The sequence below is a fragment of the Candidatus Cloacimonadota bacterium genome (genome assembly GCA_012516855.1).
Taxonomy (GTDB): Bacteria; Cloacimonadota; Cloacimonadia; order Cloacimonadales; family Cloacimonadaceae; genus Syntrophosphaera.
In genome coordinates, this window is sequence record JAAYWB010000104.1 from 1 (window position 1) to 15,053 (window position 15,053).

Annotated in this window: 20 protein-coding genes; all 20 read right to left on the reverse strand. The window is 58.8% G+C overall.

The features are described 5' to 3' along the window. On the reverse strand, nucleotides 1–864 hold an 864-nt coding region (locus GX466_08710), incomplete at its 3' end, for a hypothetical protein (protein ID NLH94274.1). Next, complete coding sequence (locus GX466_08715; protein ID NLH94275.1) at nucleotides 858–1,532, reverse strand: hypothetical protein; 675 nt, start codon at nucleotides 1,530–1,532, stop codon at nucleotides 858–860. The genes GX466_08710 and GX466_08715, both read right to left, overlap by 7 nt. After that, nucleotides 1,529–2,251 (reverse strand): HNH endonuclease, encoded by a 723-nt coding sequence (locus tag GX466_08720; protein NLH94276.1) that lies wholly within the window; start codon nucleotides 2,249–2,251, stop codon nucleotides 1,529–1,531. The genes GX466_08715 and GX466_08720 overlap by 4 nt, the downstream gene beginning before the upstream one ends. Before the next feature lie 81 nt (nucleotides 2,252–2,332). Further along, nucleotides 2,333–2,818, reverse strand: a complete 486-nt coding sequence (locus GX466_08725; GenBank protein NLH94277.1) for a hypothetical protein — start codon at nucleotides 2,816–2,818, stop codon at nucleotides 2,333–2,335. A 52-nt stretch (nucleotides 2,819–2,870) separates the two neighbouring features. Then, nucleotides 2,871–3,188, reverse strand: a complete 318-nt coding sequence (locus GX466_08730; protein ID NLH94278.1) for a hypothetical protein — start codon at nucleotides 3,186–3,188, stop codon at nucleotides 2,871–2,873. Beyond that, nucleotides 3,188–3,445 (reverse strand): hypothetical protein, encoded by a 258-nt coding sequence (locus tag GX466_08735; GenBank protein ID NLH94279.1) that lies wholly within the window; start codon nucleotides 3,443–3,445, stop codon nucleotides 3,188–3,190. Before GX466_08735 ends, GX466_08730 begins: the two co-directional genes overlap by 1 nt. 23 nt (nucleotides 3,446–3,468) lie before the next feature. Continuing rightward, on the reverse strand, nucleotides 3,469–3,885 hold the full coding sequence (locus tag GX466_08740) for a hypothetical protein (protein NLH94280.1): 417 nt from the start codon (nucleotides 3,883–3,885) through the stop codon (nucleotides 3,469–3,471). Between the two features lie 120 nt (nucleotides 3,886–4,005). Next, nucleotides 4,006–4,449 (reverse strand): M15 family metallopeptidase, encoded by a 444-nt coding sequence (locus tag GX466_08745; protein NLH94281.1) that lies wholly within the window; start codon nucleotides 4,447–4,449, stop codon nucleotides 4,006–4,008. 20 nt (nucleotides 4,450–4,469) lie between these two features. Beyond that, a complete protein-coding gene (locus tag GX466_08750; GenBank protein ID NLH94282.1) occupies nucleotides 4,470–5,252 on the reverse strand; it encodes a hypothetical protein in 783 nt (260 codons plus the stop codon). A gap of 82 nt (nucleotides 5,253–5,334) precedes the next feature. After that, the gene (locus GX466_08755) at nucleotides 5,335–6,066 is read right to left on the reverse strand and encodes a hypothetical protein (protein NLH94283.1); all 732 of its coding nucleotides are present in this window, start codon (nucleotides 6,064–6,066) and stop codon (nucleotides 5,335–5,337) included. A 141-nt stretch (nucleotides 6,067–6,207) separates the two neighbouring features. Beyond that, entirely contained in the window at nucleotides 6,208–6,510 is a 303-nt protein-coding gene (locus GX466_08760; protein ID NLH94284.1) for a hypothetical protein, read from the reverse strand. Nucleotides 6,511–6,578: 68 nt separating this feature from the next. Further along, a complete protein-coding gene (locus GX466_08765; protein NLH94285.1) occupies nucleotides 6,579–7,673 on the reverse strand; it encodes a N4-gp56 family major capsid protein in 1,095 nt (364 codons plus the stop codon). Nucleotides 7,674–7,866: 193 nt separating this feature from the next. Next, nucleotides 7,867–8,622 (reverse strand): hypothetical protein, encoded by a 756-nt coding sequence (locus GX466_08770; GenBank protein NLH94286.1) that lies wholly within the window; start codon nucleotides 8,620–8,622, stop codon nucleotides 7,867–7,869. 80 nt (nucleotides 8,623–8,702) lie between these two features. Next, nucleotides 8,703–9,635: a hypothetical protein gene (locus GX466_08775; protein NLH94287.1), complete on the reverse strand. Its 933-nt coding sequence runs from the start codon at nucleotides 9,633–9,635 to the stop codon at nucleotides 8,703–8,705. After that, nucleotides 9,628–9,831 carry a hypothetical protein gene (locus GX466_08780; GenBank protein ID NLH94288.1) on the reverse strand — a complete coding sequence of 68 codons (204 nt, stop codon included), beginning with the start codon at nucleotides 9,829–9,831 and terminating at the stop codon, nucleotides 9,628–9,630. Before GX466_08780 ends, GX466_08775 begins: the two co-directional genes overlap by 8 nt. Next, nucleotides 9,828–10,160 carry a hypothetical protein gene (locus GX466_08785; protein ID NLH94289.1) on the reverse strand — a complete coding sequence of 111 codons (333 nt, stop codon included), beginning with the start codon at nucleotides 10,158–10,160 and terminating at the stop codon, nucleotides 9,828–9,830. Before GX466_08785 ends, GX466_08780 begins: the two co-directional genes overlap by 4 nt. Beyond that, complete coding sequence (locus GX466_08790; protein NLH94290.1) at nucleotides 10,148–10,558, reverse strand: VRR-NUC domain-containing protein; 411 nt, start codon at nucleotides 10,556–10,558, stop codon at nucleotides 10,148–10,150. Before GX466_08790 ends, GX466_08785 begins: the two co-directional genes overlap by 13 nt. A gap of 32 nt (nucleotides 10,559–10,590) precedes the next feature. Beyond that, nucleotides 10,591–13,020 carry a hypothetical protein gene (locus GX466_08795; protein NLH94291.1) on the reverse strand — a complete coding sequence of 810 codons (2,430 nt, stop codon included), beginning with the start codon at nucleotides 13,018–13,020 and terminating at the stop codon, nucleotides 10,591–10,593. Beyond that, nucleotides 13,017–14,126, reverse strand: a complete 1,110-nt coding sequence (locus GX466_08800; protein NLH94292.1) for a hypothetical protein — start codon at nucleotides 14,124–14,126, stop codon at nucleotides 13,017–13,019. Before GX466_08800 ends, GX466_08795 begins: the two co-directional genes overlap by 4 nt. A gap of 39 nt (nucleotides 14,127–14,165) precedes the next feature. Then, nucleotides 14,166–14,546: a hypothetical protein gene (locus GX466_08805; GenBank protein NLH94293.1), complete on the reverse strand. Its 381-nt coding sequence runs from the start codon at nucleotides 14,544–14,546 to the stop codon at nucleotides 14,166–14,168. Nucleotides 14,547–15,053 lie beyond the last annotated feature (507 nt).

A 15,053-nucleotide genomic window follows, 5' to 3' on the forward strand; every position in this document is an offset into this window, starting at 1 on the left:
GGTGATCGGAGTTTGCGCACCGCCGAGCGTGACGGCCGCCGTGCCGACCGTTGCCGCCGCTGCCGTGAAGCTGCCGCCGAGCACGTTGCTCAGGACGAAATAGCCCGTGTTGGTGCCGGAGGTCACATCGCCTGACGTGAGTATCCAGCGTTCGACAATGGCGGTGACCGCCCCTTGGGTGAGCGTGTCGCCCTCGTTGATGTTGGCCTTCAGATCGGTGAAGTCGATCTTGCTGCCAAGATCGACCTTGACCCATCCGGCCGGGGTGCTCCGGTAGATTTCTCCGGCCGTGCCGGCGGCGTTGTCCCGGAAGCCGAACGCCTGATCCTTGAAGTAGAGCACGCCGCGGATCGGGCCTGACCCGGGGACCGGCTGGATGTCGGCCCGGTAGATGTTGGCCGCGTATGCCTTGATGATCGCGTTGTCCCTGATCGACAGTTGGCTGTGGATCGCCGTCGCCTGCCCGATCGTGCCGCCGCCGATGTCGATCGGACCCGGAACGAACGCGCTGTTGAACGTGGTGGTAGTCTTGGTCAGCGCGACATATTTGCCGAAGGGATCAACGTAGCAAACCGTGCCTTGGATGTTGCCGAAACTGCCCGCCGAACCGATTGGCGGGATGGGTTCGCCCGGGTTCATCGTCACGTCGATGGCAACGAAGCTGGCCCGACTCGGCGCCGGCCGACCGTCGAGGCGCTCGTAGCCCGGGATGCGGTAGTAGCCGCCCTGCGAACGGCAGGCGAAATTGACGCAATCCCGCAAGGCTCCCGGCGCCAGATTGTAGGCTGACGTGATCTGGTCGAAGCCACCCTGAAGCGGGGTGACTTCGTACTGTACTGGCGGAAGCCCTTGGACGTTCAGCATAACGGTGCGCCACCGACGATCTGCGGGGATTGGTCGAGGGTCATGCGCAGCACGATCTCGTTGTAGGCGTCGTTTGCACGCATGACCACTTCGGGAGCGGACTCGAACATGCCGTAGTGACGCAGCGCGCGCCACACGATCACCATCTGCCAGCGTAACGGGATGACCGGGACATCGGTGTCGTTCAGCAGGTCCGGCGGGGCGGCGATGTACTGCATGGTCAGCCAGTAGGGAACAGCGGGCACGGGGCCGATTTCCAGATTGGTATCCTGATTGACGCTGCAATTCAGCGGCCGGGATGCGGTTGTGCGCCGGGTGCTGAAGCGCCAGTAATCCCGGAAGGCGGGCCAGCGCATGTTGATCAGGAAGGTCTCGTCGCTGCGGTCCTCGTTGATCGAGACCCGCATACTATCCACGTCCCACTGGACAAGATCGTCGAGCGCCAGATCGGCGGCGCTGTAGGTGCCTTGGTTCGGCGTCAGTTGGACATGGACTTCCTTGCGGATGAAACCGAAAGTGAATTGGTCGCTGTTCAGGATTTCACGGTAGGCGGATTTCGACCACTCAACCACCCTTAACGCCTCGCCAGTCTGGTTCTGCGTCGAGGTAATCTCACCAGAAATACCGCCCTCCCGCACGACGGCTTGACAAATTTGCAAGAAATTCATCTAGGTGCAATCTCCATTGTTGGATGGCCGGCGCGAAGCTGTTGATAAAGCGCCTTGTATGTTACACCGCGATTCAAAGCCAAGGCTTTTATATCGAGATGCTCATTGACTATAAAACCATTTGGCAGGACTTCGACAACCACTCGCGCGCTACCTTTTGTTCTGCCACTTCTTTCCTTGTTCATTTTAGTCATGTGCTCACGCACCGCGGTCTTGTCGCGAGTTTCCCAACGCTTTCTTGCTCTCGAACTTTCTTTTGCTTTGAACTCGGGTGTTGAAGCGGTGATCTTACGACTGGCCACCCTCTTTGCTATTACCTCTGGTGACTTGAGTTTTTCGAGAGCCACCTTAAAACACGGATCGCCTGCTGCGTGGCGGGTGAGAAAAGCGGCTCTCCGTTTCGCAAGAATCTCCGGTGAATTGCAATGGACGCTGTGCGCCTCACGCAACCAACTGTACAAACGATTCGTCACACGCTTACCGTGCGGATCACGACACATTGCCATGACGGCAAAGATCAGATTCCCAACCCCCGGATACATCTTGACCAGAAGTTGATGAGCAACAAAATGCTCGCGTGCCGTAAGGCGAACCAAGTTCTCACGGTCATCTGTGCCACCCATGCAACGCGGGAGAACGTGGTGCTTCTCGCTGTAACCAGAGACCTCCCGATTACGAGCGTGATTGATCAAACGGGAGTAGTGCTCTGAGTAATTCATGCGCGCTATTGTACCTGAATGAAAACCGGCCGCACAAGGCGGCCGGGAAAGCAAGGGAAACAGGAGGAAGCCCCTGCTTTATTAGGTTGAGGATTGCAGCAGGCTGCGGAGCCAGTCGGCACCCTTCTTGCCTGCCGGGTCGTGGATGACGCTGAAGGGATACTTCAGTGACGAACTGCGTTCGATGCGCATGGCGCGGGCACCGTCGGGCTGGGTGTATTCGACCGTCTTGATCGCGTGCTCCTTGCACGAGGCAAGGATGGCGACAAACTTGCGGCGAACCTTCTGCGGCTGGCCGCGCAGGAAGTATTGGGTGACCCCGTTGCAAGCGGTGAAGACCGGATTCTCGGCCTTTTCATCGGTGCTTTCATGCACCATCACTTCGACCATCTGCTCGTTGAACCTCAGTTCTTCGAGATATTGCTTGTCGCCGGCACCGGTGGAGGGCGCAGGCATGACATCAATTTCGACGGCCGGGGCGCCCTTGAGGAACTCTTCCTCGAAGTCGCTGCTTTTCGGTTGCTGGATTTCGACTTCACTCGCGTCGAAGGTTTTCTTGGTGACCATCAGGTGCTCCTGTTGAAAAGTCGGTGAGACGATAGCCTACATCAATTGGTTGTCAAGATGCAACCTTCTTCAGCTTCTGTTCAATGAGGCGTTCGAGAATGAATAGCAGTCGGGCGGCCATGTGACCACCGATGCCGGCGCCGGCGGCACACAGGCTGGGAGGTTGTCCGAATCCGTCGAGCGTCATAAAAACACCGATACCGACGAATCCGGAAGTGACCATCTCACCGATTAACTCCAAGAGGTTGAAGGCTCTCGTGTGAGAAACCTTCACCTTGGCGTACCAATTGACAAAGCCACCACCCATAGCCATAGCCAAGGCGAGCGCCCATGTGGCAAGGTGCCATGATGTTGGGTCTTTTTCTGGCATTATTTCTTGAACAGCCCGGTCGAGTTTGCCAGAGAGACCACGGCACCGATAGCGGATTGAAGAGCGGGCCACAGCTTCTCGAACGACAACGTGGCGTCGGCCACCGTGTTGTAGGCAGCCTCGATAATTGAGCGGAGAGCCGCCAGTTTGGCTGCACCTTGGCCGGCGACGGGGAATGCGCCTTCCAACACCTTTACGGCTTCGACGACGGCCGGGAGAAGGGCCAACACGGCGCGGATGATGATGAGATACTGCATTAGGTTTCTCCTAAAATCGGCAACTAGCCGAGACTCCGGTTGTGAAATAGGTCTGGTTCGATAGGTTTTGGATCGACAGGCTGGGGAGCACTTGCTCTTTCAACAGGGATGGGTAAGTCGGCAGAGGTTGGTTCAGCAACAGGCTTTCCCCTTCCTGTGTCAGTCCCAACAGGGGGAAGACCGCGCATACCAATTTTTGTTGTTGAGACAACTGTTGCGGTGCCATTGAGCATCCCGACAAGGACAGCGATACCGCCAGCAACAGTGAGCGCATCTTGCGTGGTGACTTGTGGGAAGTATCCGAAGGCGTTGGCGATTGCAAGCAGTGCGCCGAGCAATATTGCGAGCTTTGAGCCGACGAGTTGGGTGTTTTTCCAAGTGGCAGCATTTGCCAACTCCTTACCAGCGCTGAAAGCCTGAAAGAAATCCTTGATCAACATTGACCGCACCTCCTATCTTCCACTTCATGTTCGTTCAACCAGGGGCCGAGAGTTGTGACCCAGCCGTAAATCGCGACAGAGAAGATCACGACGAAGATTACAGCAACCAGCCAGCGCACCTCACACCCTCCACTTTGCAACCGCTTGAGCCAGACTCAGACCTTCGCGAAACTGGCAATGGGCTGTCTCCCGAAGACTTCCTGTCCAGCGCCCGGCCCATTCAAGATCGAGCGATTCCGCAATCTTACCACAGGTTTCATAGAGACCCTTGTCACTCCACGCAGCTTTTCCGCCAACAAGGGGTACGAAGTCAAACGCCGCCCGGAAATTGTGCCAACTCTGGCCGCCGCGGGCATTGGTCACGATGTCGCCCATCGGCTTCGACCGACGTGGATTTGGGCCAGTCGTCGTGCGCCCCTGCGCGTAAAGAACCTCCTGCTCCTTCTCGGAGCGATAGGTGCAATAGATCAGAACCTCGATGCCGAACGTCGCACACTTGGCGACGAACATCTCCGCGCGCTTGCGGGTTTCCGGGTTCAGGTCAAGCAGGCTTCTGGACGCCATGCGTATCTCTCAGGTCAAGATCAGGTCGGAAATTCAGCAATGGTGCCGAACTTCGACATCTGGTAATGGATGTCGAACTCGAAGAAGCGGGCGTTTGTCGCATAGGTGTCGGCGACTGCCGCCGGATTGCGCCGAACCTGCCAGGCAATAATCGTTGATTCCTTTTTGCCGGTCATCGTGAGTTCGGGGAACTTGGAGATGGCGTGTTTTCCCGCCGTGTCAGAATTCGGCACACCCTCCGTTGCAGGAAGCCAGGCAGAATAAGCAGGAAGGACCTCACCAGCACCAGCTATGGCATAGCACCACTCCCACTCCACGCCGCCGGCAGCCGAAGTTGTCTTGGCCCAATGGAGGTGGGGTCTGATTGCTGAACCGGCAAACCAAGCGTGAGGCATTTGTGCAATACCCGCGATCAGATTGACCGCACTGCCGGAAAAGAGAAGCGTTCCTGGAACAACGCTCTTATCGACGGTCGGTGCATCTGTCGCACCAGCCGGATTGATTCCTTGGGCCGGAAAACGCAGGTCGTCCCACCCAAGGTAAGGAGTATCCACCGAATCCTTGGTGGCGAAACCGGCGATCTGAGAAGACCCGTCGAGCGCGTAGCGAACAATCTCAATGGTTTCCCCACCTTGAGTCAGGCTGGTGACTTTCCCAACCTCGTCACGCACAACGATCGCGGCATCAGAAATTTCCAGCGGAGTACCATCAACGATCAGATTGGTTGGGGTGCCGTTGCTGGCACGTTCAATTCTGACCACATCCAGGGCATTCAGCCCTGCGTCCAGTTCGCCGAAGTTCATCGCTTGACTCCTAAGAAAAAAAAGGTTGTGGTGGCCTGCATCATACCTTAGACCATCCAAATACCCCAGATTTCACGTGAGGCTAATTATATGTTGCAGGTACGGCCATGATTGGAAGCTCAACTGACCAATCATTATTACCTTTCTCTCCGACCACCACACCAAGATCATTGATACCATAAAAATACGCCGAATCAAGACCGAATGTCCCTGCGTCTATGGCGGTTCCGTCAGCTAACCAAATTGCCGCATGATCTACACCGGCAACCGTTACATATCCAACCACCACACCTGAACTATTTATGCCGTTTATTGCTCCTTCTGTTCCTCCTACGGGTAAATCAAGAAAAGTTGGTGTTCCATCAGCGGACCACTTACAGGGTTGATAGGCACCGGCAACATCTACATATCCAGCCACCACACCTGAACTATTTATGCCGTTTATTGCTCCTTCTGTTCCTCCTACGGGTAAATCAAGAAAAGTTGGTGTTCCATCAGCGGACCACTTGCACGGCTGATTGACGTCGGTAACCTTTGCGTATCCAGCCATCACACCTGAACTATTTATGGAGGTTGCAGCGCCTTCTGTTGCTTCTGCGGGCAGGGCAAGGACGGTTGGTGTTCCATCGACAGACCACTTGCACGGCTGATAGACGTCGGTAACCTTTGCGTATCCAGCCATCACACCTGAACTATTTATGGCCTGTAGCGAACCTTCTGTTCCTCCTGCGGGCAGGGCAAGGACGGTTGGTGTTCCATCGGCGGACCATTTGCATGGCTGATAGATACCTGTAACCGTTACATATCCACCCATCACACCTGAACTATTTATGGAGTTTGCAGCGCCTATTGTTCCCCCTGCGGGTAGTGTAAGATCGACTTGGACCAGGCCAGTAGCAAACGCGCTACGAACAGCAGCCCCGATCTTTCCAAACGAGTTCAGGCAAAACATGGGTTAGGCACCCTGGATTGCAGCGACCTTCATGCCACCGGTGACGGCGAAATATTCAACCGAACCGCTTGGCATATAGAGCGTGCTCACCGTCGCTGTTGGATTTGCTCCGAAGGCGAGATTGACCGGGGTGTCGGTAGCGATGCGAACGAACCTGGTGCTCGCGTTGAAGGCTGCTGATTGTGCGGAAGCACCTGCAACACTCACCGTCTGTTCAGCCAGCGGCGGCACGGCTGCCACCTCAATACCGGCCCCTGATTCTGCTGCACCTTTGTTGGCTAACTCGGTGATGTAAATTTTTGCCACGGTGTTTCTCCTAAGAAAAAAGGGGGTGAGTTGAACTCACCCCCTTGATCATACACCTGCCTTGCGGCTTAGGCCAGATCACCTGCGCCGACAAAGGCAACAGCCATCCACTGCTGGTTCAGCAGGACGGAGGCAGCGTAGAACTTGGCGCCGACGTAGCCCCGCTGGGCAAGGGGGTCAGCGGAGTCACGGTTGCCGACGGGGATCACGCCCAAGTCGAAGGACTTGGAGCCACGCAGGGCGACCGTACCGTAACCGCTTTGGGCGGTCATGATGATCGGATACACGTCGATCGCCGTGCCGCCGGTGCTCAGGCAGCCAGTCGAGCCGACAGCCGCGCCACCGTTGGCGAAGGCAACCAGTTCCGGAGAACCGACGAAGCGGAAGTTCTCGAAGGAACCCAACTCGTTCTCGTGGATCGGACGACGCGAGCCGTAGGAAGCCACCGGGGTGTAGCCCGGGAAGGCGGTCACGTCACGGAGGTCGGCGTCGAGGTCGGTCGAGAGGAAGACGAGGAACGCGGCTTCGATCGGCTTGGTGCCGATGTTCGGGGTCGGAGCCAGAATGCTCGTCGGCTTGCGGCCGTGGTTGGCCATCAGCGAACGGGCGACCTTCCGCAACATCTTGGCCGTAATCTTGCCATTGACCGTCGCGATCGTGGTGCCGGTGCCGCCGAAGAAGCGGTTGGTCGAGGCGCGGAGCTTGGAGTACAACTCCATTTCACGGACGAAGGCCATGCGCTCGGCGACTTGCGTCTTCAGCGCGTCGCTGATGTCGTCTTCGTACAGGTCATCGACCACATCGGTGAAGCTGTACAGGCAGCCATACTGCTTCAGGACGACCGGAATGTCCTGAGCAACCAGCGAGTCGGGAGTCGGGGTGACGCCTTCGGCGATCAGGTTGTTCGTGACGATCGTGCTGACGCTGTTCGACGCTTCGGTTTCGACCGTGGCGCCGGCAGCCGGGAAAAAGATGTTCGGGTTCTGGACGATGGCGTTGTAGGGCACCCAGCGACGGTAGATGACCGTATCCGAAACATTGCGCGGCATCATCTTGTGATCACCGGCGAGTTGAAGCACTTCGCAGGGGATGGCACGGGCAAGGATTTCACCTTTCCATTTGCCGATCCGGGGTGCTTGCGTTGCGTAAAGTTGGCCTGACATGGCGTATTGCTCCTTGATGGTTTTGCTACGAGGTTTGTTTGGTTAGTCACTCGGCCATCAAGGTCGGATGTTTTTGCTGGCGTCACTCGGGCGCCAATGCACGAACGATAGTCAATCACTATCGAGTTGTCAAGCAAGCGACAAAAAAAACCCCGGCTCATGGCCGGGGCTGGTTATCACCGAATGGTGCGCGTTAGTTGGGGCAGACCGTGGTGCGGATGCCGCGACCGTCGATCTCGGTCTTGCAAGCCTTGGGTGCCGGAGCGGCAGCCGGAGTGGCGGGCAGGACTTCAACCGTGCCGCCGGCGGCCAGCTTCTTGCAGCTAGGCGTGGTCTTGGCGTACTTGCTTTCGCACAGGGCGGCTACAGCGTCACCATAGAGGTTCAGCGCCGTGAAGCTGCGGGCGGTCTCGCGATAGCCGCAGTCGTCGTCCTGAACAGTACCGCCACCGGCCGCGCCTGCCAGATTGCCGAGGACGCCCGAGATGCCGAGTGACCAACTACCGAGACAGGGAGCCGTCGGATAGGTGTTCGGAGCAACGATAGCAGCAGGCATACGCACGGTGTAGTCGTTCTGGCGAATTTCCTGATAGGTCGCCACCGGGATTGCGGCCTCATTGACCGTGATGACTTGGGTGTTGCCTTGGCTGTTGTTCGCCTGAGCACCGGATGCCGAACCCGAGAAGGCGCCTGCGGCAGCGCCGGCCGTGTTGCGGTTGGAGTTACGGTTGGACGACAACTGCGCTTGACCTTGGCCCTGAGCCTGACCCTGAAGCTGGGCTTGACCTTGAGCTTGGCCCTGAGCCTGACCCTGATCCTGCCGCGGGGCGTTGGTGTTGATGTTGGTGCCGCCGCCGCTCGGCGGATTGTCGTTGCCTAAACCGATGGCGAAGGCTTGCGAAGTGGCCAGCGCGAGGATGGCGAGAGCGGAGAAAAGGGTGCGTTTCATTGGTGATGCTCCTGTGTGATGAGAGGTTGTTGAATCAACTGCAAACCGATGATAACACATCGGAAGAAAAAAAGCAAGCGTTAATAACCGGTTTTGTTGCGCTCTGCCGCAAAACCTGCGGCAAACGCATCTTCCTCGCTCACCGCACCGGTCGGGGGCGGTGTCGGCGTGGTCGGCAGAACGGCCGCACGCAGGCGCTGCTGGGCGGATTGACGCGGCGCCGGGGCGGCGGCGGCGGCCTGAGCCGGGGCAACGGTGGTTGCCTTGACCCAATCCTTGAACTCGGTCAGCTTGCGCGAAATGAACTGCGCGCTTTCGGATTCCATCAGCGCCTGACCGTCTTGGATCACGTTGTCGCGCCACAACGCGAACTGTGGGGTGCGGATGACCTGCTCCCAATCGGGATGGACCGAGCCGAGCGCACGCACTTCCATGCCGCGTTCCTGCTGCTGCTGGAAGCTGGTCAGCTTCTCGGTGACGATGCGATCCACGTCTTCGGCGGTGAAGCTGGGGGCGGCGGCAACCAGCGCGGCAGGTTCGCCGGAGCCGATGCCCTTCAGGTCTTCCTGCAAAAGTTCGGCCAACTCGGGGAAGGCTTCGCTGAGTCTGGTCAGCTTGACGTTGAGCGAACGCTGGTCAGCCGGTGTGCGGGACACGCTCTTCAGTTGCTCGATCTGCTGGATCAAGTGGCCGATGCGACCGCCCAGCTTGTCGATGGTGGCCTGCTGCTGTGACGAGCGGGCCAGCGCGGCGGCAACCTGCTCTTCGGTCAGGCCGGCCAGTACCGGCTTGGTGTCCGCGGTCAGCACCGCCTTGGGGTCCGTGGTGGCAGCGGCGGCTGGCGCCGGTTCAGCGGCGGGCGCCGGCGCCTGCTCTTCTTCGACAACGGCGGCCGGCTCTTCGGCAGAAGTGCCGCGCTCACTGTGGAAAGCGGCAGCAAAGTCCGCTTCTTCAGCGGCGACTTCTTGCGGGGTCTGCTTGACGGTCAGGTCAAGATCGAGTTCATCAGCCATTGGTTTCCAACTCCTGTTCTTGGGTTTCGAGGTCCAGCAATTGTTTCAGTTCGCGGATGGATGCCCGCGTCTTGAGGGTGTCGTCGTGCGAAAGCTCACTTTCGAGGCGGGCACGAAGAATGAGAAGGCGTTCGGCCGCATGGGCTTTGACCACCACCCAGCCGGCGCTGTGAATTTGTTCCGGGGTCAGCTTCATGTCGTCAAACGGTCAAGTTTGTAGATCGTACTCAGGAACCCGGCGGCCACGTTGTCGAAGAGGTTCTCGGCCGCGGTGTCGCCGTCGCAGATCGGCCGCATGGCGACGACCTCGGCGTAGCGTTCCTTGAGGTAGGCAGAAATATCCGGCTCGGGTTCTTCGACATCGTTGCCCATGCCGATGAGGGCTTCGGCCAGCGTGTCCGTGTTGTCGCGCAACGAGTCGTAGAAGTCGCCCAGCGCCATGTGCTTGGCGTAGCTGCGGGTTGCCAGATGCTGCCGGTGGGCCGTGTCGGCAATCTCAAGCAGCAGGTCGATCAGTTCTTCCATTCGAGTTTCCTCAGTTGGGCGAGCGCCTCTTCGGCACTGAAGGCCACGAGCATAACATACCCGAGACCGGCGATGTGGGGGTGGATGACCCTCTGCTCCGGAGACACCCGACCGCCTTCGGCTTTCATCTCGATGAACACCGTGAATGGTCCGGGGGCGAGGATGATCAGGTCGGGCATCCCGGCCAGTACGCCTTGGGTGCGGAGATTACAGGCTTCTTTAGGGTCACGCCCACCCCCGTTGGGGACGTGAAACACGATCGGCCGGTCAAGCGGATGCAGAAAGCCCCACGTGCGGCGCAAGGCAGCCACAAGGCGGGCTTGCTGTTTCGCCTCGGGCTTCTTGATCGGGATGGTGTCCAGCGCCTGAAGCTCGTAGTCTTCCGGAATAGGTATCATGGTTTCAAGGTCTCCTGTTGTTGATACCCTGATTATGCCACAAACTGTTTTCCATCGGGTGCTTTTCCGGGAGGCTCAACCGTCGGGGTGAGAACCTGACCCTGTGCCGGTTGCTCCACATCCTCGGGAGTGATGCGACCCATGACCGAGAGTTCGCGTTGCAGGTCCATCTTCGCGCCGTCGATGGCCAGCTTGGCCTTGATCTGTTCGATCGTGAGTTGGTGCTTGTTGGCGAATTCGAGCATGGCCAGTTCGCGGCGCAGTGCGAGTTCGGCCATCTTGGTGCTGGACGTAACCTGCGTGCGCTCGTTCTCGGCCATGACGTAGGCGGTGTCGCGGTCGGTATCCCGTTCGATCCGTGCCAGATCGGTGCGCGCCTGAATCTTCTCGGCTTCGAGGCGGGCCTCGGCGTTGATCTGAGCAACCTGAACGCGGGGTTCGGGCGGCTGGCCTTGCGCCATGAGGGCGGCCATCTCGGCCTTGCTGAACTGGATGTCGGCAGCGTCGAGACCGTTGAGCTTGGCAAGCTCTTGGAAGTAACGGGTCGGGTCGATACCGAATCCGGGGTTCGCGAGGAACTGCGGCACGGCCGACATCAGGAAGGTGGCGCGCATGTCCTTGGCCACCAGTGCGCTGGCGCCGCGCGGGATGATCTCGAAATCGCCCTTGATCGACTCGTCCTCGCCGAACTCCATCATCCACCGGTAGTAGGCGGTGACGTGCGGCTTGGTGATCGAGTCATCGAAGATGCGGGCCATGCGGCGCAGCAGGCTCGAAGCGTTGGCCACGAGAATCTGCATCCCGCCGACGGTCTCCGGAACACCGGACGGGCCTTGCTGACCTTGCAGCAGGATCGGCAGCCCGGTGACGTTCTCGGCCATCTTCAGCGCGAACTCGACAGCCATCAGCAGTTCCTGCTGGTTGCTCGGGATCAGGACGGCATTGAACGCCTTATTGACATCCGGGATGTCGGCGTCGGGCTTGAGCACCCAAATCTTCCGCGGGGTGATCTCCCATTTCCCGTCGGCCGGCATGATGGCGCCGCGACCAAGGATGATCTGCGGGCCGCTGGACAGGCCGGCGTTCTCCATCATCGAACGCACGGTGGCGTTCAGGATGGCTTGGCAGGCGCGAATCTGACGGGCGATGCCGATACCCCACGGCGAGCCGGCGGTGCGCTGCCAGCACATGAAGTCGTAGGGGAAGCGGCCGGAACTCATCGGGTTCAGGTGGGCCTTGACCGGGGTGTCGTTGATCATGGTGACGACCGCGGGCACACCGCCCTCGATCTCGCCGCATTCGCAGCCCATTGCCACCACGTCGTCGGCGGACAGGATGCCGTAGTAGTACCAGACATCGAAGCGTTTGGCGCTGGTGTCGAGTGACAGATGGGGTGGCATGAGGCCCATGATCGCGGTCGAGCGCGACGGACCTTCGGCGATGACCTTCTCGATCGCTTCCGGCACGTAGCCCGGCAGCAAGGTCAGGTCACGCACCTGCTTCTCGACCATCATGTCGTGTTCGATGAAGAACTGACCGTTGTGGATGTCGTCGCCGCAGGCCGGGTCCGGATAGGCGCCCCACACGCTGATGCTCTTGGATTGGGGGAGAATCTCTTCGACAACAATGTAGCCGTCCTCGCTCGTCCTGCGGGACGTGAGAACGACCGGCAGCGGGCCGCGCATGATGCCGGTGCCCAGCCGGGCAGACTGATCCACCAGACCGCGCAGTTCGGAGTTGTAGCCGCACTGCTGCAACGAGTTGTCGATCCATGTCTCGGCACCCTTGGCCGCCTGACGGACCAGTTCCATCTTGGCTTCGTAGTCGTTCTCGGTGCCGACCTCGCCCGGGGTGGCAGGCTGGCCCGCCTGATTGATCATGGTGGCGCCTTGTTCCGGCATCGCCGGGGCGCCAGCTTCCTGAAGCATCCCGGGCGGCTGGGGCTGCGCCGCCTCGCCGGCCATCGGTGCAACCGGTAGCGGCGGGATGGCCATGCCTTCGATCACTTCACCTTGGAGCATGGCGAACGGGATGGGGCGGGGCTTCACGCTGAAGGCCCGGTCGTCGAGCGGGGACAGAACCTCGATCACCTTGGATGCGGCGGTCTCGACATAGGGGCGCGTGATGTTCAGGAAGACCTTGGACTTGAAGGCGCTGGACTTGTCCGGCTTGGCGATCATGGGCGAGTCCATCGTCAAGCCCTTGTAGTAGAGGCTGCGCCCGGTCTCGTCCTCGCCTTCGTAGTAGGCTTGGTCTTCGGCCCATTGGCGCTCGATCCCGGATGCGACCCGGAACTTGACCGCATCGTCGCGGCGCTTGACCAGCACCTGACCCAGCTTTTCGCGCAACTCGAAGTTCTTCTGCTCGACCTTGGCTACTTCGTCGGCAAGTGCGGCAACCGCGTCCGCCTGCTCTTCAGTCAGGCTTTCGCCACCGATCATGTCCATGATGTCTTCGTTCATTTTATCTGCCCGCTCAATACCCGGGCGAGGATGCCCGATTCTGAAATGTTTTTCTGTTGATCCCGCTCGGCAAAAACACTGGTGCCTGAGGATAGCTGATTGACCAGACCTGTCTTGGCCGGCATGTTGTGCGCCGCCGCCAGATTGGCGCCGGGCTGGTCGAGTGTCGGACTCTTGAGTTCGTCTTCTTCGCGCAAGGACAGCGTGTTGAACTTCGGCTGTTCCGGCATTGCTTCCGCGGCGGGTGGTTTTTCATTCCATTCGGCGATCCGCATCGGTTGAGAAACCGCCGCCCACGCCCCACCACCCTTGCTTTCATAACGAGTGGCTGTACCGTCGTTGTTGCGTAACCAATAAGATTGCGTTCCATTAGCGAATCCAGCTATTGGCGGCCTCGGGGTCGGGAGTCCGCTTAGTAAAAAACCAGCATCCTTGGCGAACCCGCGATCATCGGTATTGACGTACTTCAGGTCACCCGCTTCATTGTTCTGGCCGGTGATCATGGCAAACTGCCCGACCGGTTTTTTCCAATCGGCCAGTAGCTGCTTGCCTTCTTCGCTGTCCGCGGCAACATAGCTTGGCGTTGGACGCGGCGGCGCATCGGGGTCGTTGCTGGAATTCACTTCGGCCAAGCTAATGTTCGGATCGGCCGGTTTTGGTATCTCGACCCCGCCGACGTTGATGATTTCCTGCGGGGGGACCACATACTGCGGTGCCAAGGATAAGTCAGTTCCACCGCTTTGCAGATACTCCGTGTTGAGTTGCTGCTGTTGCTGCATCACATACCTGTGGTAGTCTAATTCGAGCTTCCGGTCTTCCTCACTGAACGGCTTCTGGATTTGCCCATTGACAATCATGTCTTCGGCTTTGGCGTTTTCATTCGGATCGTATCCGCCGAACATATTGCCCAATCCAATGTCGGCGACAGCGTACTCCTGCCCGGCTTTGACCCGCTCCATGAACGCATTGAAGTCAGCCGCCTTGGCGTTATAGGCATCGATGTTGGCTTTGTTCTTGGCATTGTAGGCGTCGATCGCCTGACCGTACTTGCTGACTTTCTTCTCGTTTTCTTCGAGGTACTGCTGGATGATTGAGCGGCGCGGCATTGGTCTGGCTACCCGAAGGGATGGATTCCCGGCATGGTATCAGAAAATTTCGCCATCTGCTTCCCACGGCGCCACAAGGATTTCGTCGTCACCGGCATCCATGTTTCCGAAGGTGAGGTCGGCCATCGCGCCGCCGCTGGACTGCGCCTTCTTCATCCCGACAGCGAGTCCCTGAAAGGCGTCGCTGAAGTTGGAGTTACTCACCAACAGCCCGTTTGCCAGATAGCAATGATGGTTTTCTACGGTCAGGTCGAACACCAACGGGCTTTCCTTGCTTGCGTCGAAGCGCCGCACGCTTGCAACTGTCGTCGCATGTTTTCTTTCTCGTAGGGAAAGGAGTACGAAACGGGCGCCCACACTCTTGGCATATAACTTCAACCCATTCAAGATTTGCCCAAACCGCTCTTCCATTCTGCTCATGCCACTTCCTTCCTTCCTCGGATGAATGCCAAGCCTTCGCGGCTTCTCGTGCGACCTGTAGGGCCGCGTGGGTTTGTTCGAGTCGTTCGCCTGTTTGCTTCTTGCCTTTGTGAGCAAGGCTTAAAGCCGCACCGACGTGGGGCGGGCGCTTCACACCGCGACGTAGCTCGGTCATCCGAGCTACGTTCTCCATCATTGCCGGATTCGTTTCCCAATTCTTGCGCATGGTCTCGGCAGCAATTCTGCGCCGCTCTTCCGAGACCGGGAGCTTCTTGTTCCGATACTCATCGAACGCGACCCGCGTCTTCTCAGTGATCGGGCGCCCGCTTGATCCCTCACCGCCGGCCGTCATGTTGGCAAGCTCAGGATGGTCAGCGATCATCTTCTGTTCAAGCGCGAACGCCGCGTCCTCGTCTTCACAAGGATGGGTCGTCACGATGATGTTCTCCGGACCATGCTTCTTGATGATCGAGCGATGATGCGGGTTGCGACCGTGGGTGAAGTTCC

What these genes read in the sequence shown, in the direction of transcription:
- GX466_08715 (NLH94275.1), bottom strand. Translation starts at nt 1,532, where the DNA reads ATGAATTTCTTGCAAATTTGTCAAGCCGTCGTGCGGGAGGGCGGTATT.
- GX466_08720 (NLH94276.1), bottom strand. Translation starts at nt 2,251, where the DNA reads ATGAATTACTCAGAGCACTACTCCCGTTTGATCAATCACGCTCGTAAT.
- GX466_08725 (NLH94277.1), bottom strand. Translation starts at nt 2,818, where the DNA reads ATGGTCACCAAGAAAACCTTCGACGCGAGTGAAGTCGAAATCCAGCAA.
- GX466_08730 (NLH94278.1), bottom strand. Translation starts at nt 3,188, where the DNA reads ATGCCAGAAAAAGACCCAACATCATGGCACCTTGCCACATGGGCGCTC.
- GX466_08735 (NLH94279.1), bottom strand. Translation starts at nt 3,445, where the DNA reads ATGCAGTATCTCATCATCATCCGCGCCGTGTTGGCCCTTCTCCCGGCC.
- GX466_08740 (NLH94280.1), bottom strand. Translation starts at nt 3,885, where the DNA reads ATGTTGATCAAGGATTTCTTTCAGGCTTTCAGCGCTGGTAAGGAGTTG.
- GX466_08745 (NLH94281.1), bottom strand. Translation starts at nt 4,449, where the DNA reads ATGGCGTCCAGAAGCCTGCTTGACCTGAACCCGGAAACCCGCAAGCGC.
- GX466_08750 (NLH94282.1), bottom strand. Translation starts at nt 5,252, where the DNA reads ATGAACTTCGGCGAACTGGACGCAGGGCTGAATGCCCTGGATGTGGTC.
- GX466_08755 (NLH94283.1), bottom strand. Translation starts at nt 6,066, where the DNA reads ATGGGTGGATATGTAACGGTTACAGGTATCTATCAGCCATGCAAATGG.
- GX466_08765 (NLH94285.1), bottom strand. Translation starts at nt 7,673, where the DNA reads ATGTCAGGCCAACTTTACGCAACGCAAGCACCCCGGATCGGCAAATGG.
- GX466_08770 (NLH94286.1), bottom strand. Translation starts at nt 8,622, where the DNA reads ATGAAACGCACCCTTTTCTCCGCTCTCGCCATCCTCGCGCTGGCCACT.
- GX466_08775 (NLH94287.1), bottom strand. Translation starts at nt 9,635, where the DNA reads ATGGCTGATGAACTCGATCTTGACCTGACCGTCAAGCAGACCCCGCAA.
- GX466_08780 (NLH94288.1), bottom strand. Translation starts at nt 9,831, where the DNA reads ATGAAGCTGACCCCGGAACAAATTCACAGCGCCGGCTGGGTGGTGGTC.
- GX466_08785 (NLH94289.1), bottom strand. Translation starts at nt 10,160, where the DNA reads ATGGAAGAACTGATCGACCTGCTGCTTGAGATTGCCGACACGGCCCAC.
- GX466_08790 (NLH94290.1), bottom strand. Translation starts at nt 10,558, where the DNA reads ATGATACCTATTCCGGAAGACTACGAGCTTCAGGCGCTGGACACCATC.
- GX466_08795 (NLH94291.1), bottom strand. Translation starts at nt 13,020, where the DNA reads ATGAACGAAGACATCATGGACATGATCGGTGGCGAAAGCCTGACTGAA.
- GX466_08800 (NLH94292.1), bottom strand. Translation starts at nt 14,126, where the DNA reads ATGCCGCGCCGCTCAATCATCCAGCAGTACCTCGAAGAAAACGAGAAG.
- GX466_08805 (NLH94293.1), bottom strand. Translation starts at nt 14,546, where the DNA reads ATGAGCAGAATGGAAGAGCGGTTTGGGCAAATCTTGAATGGGTTGAAG.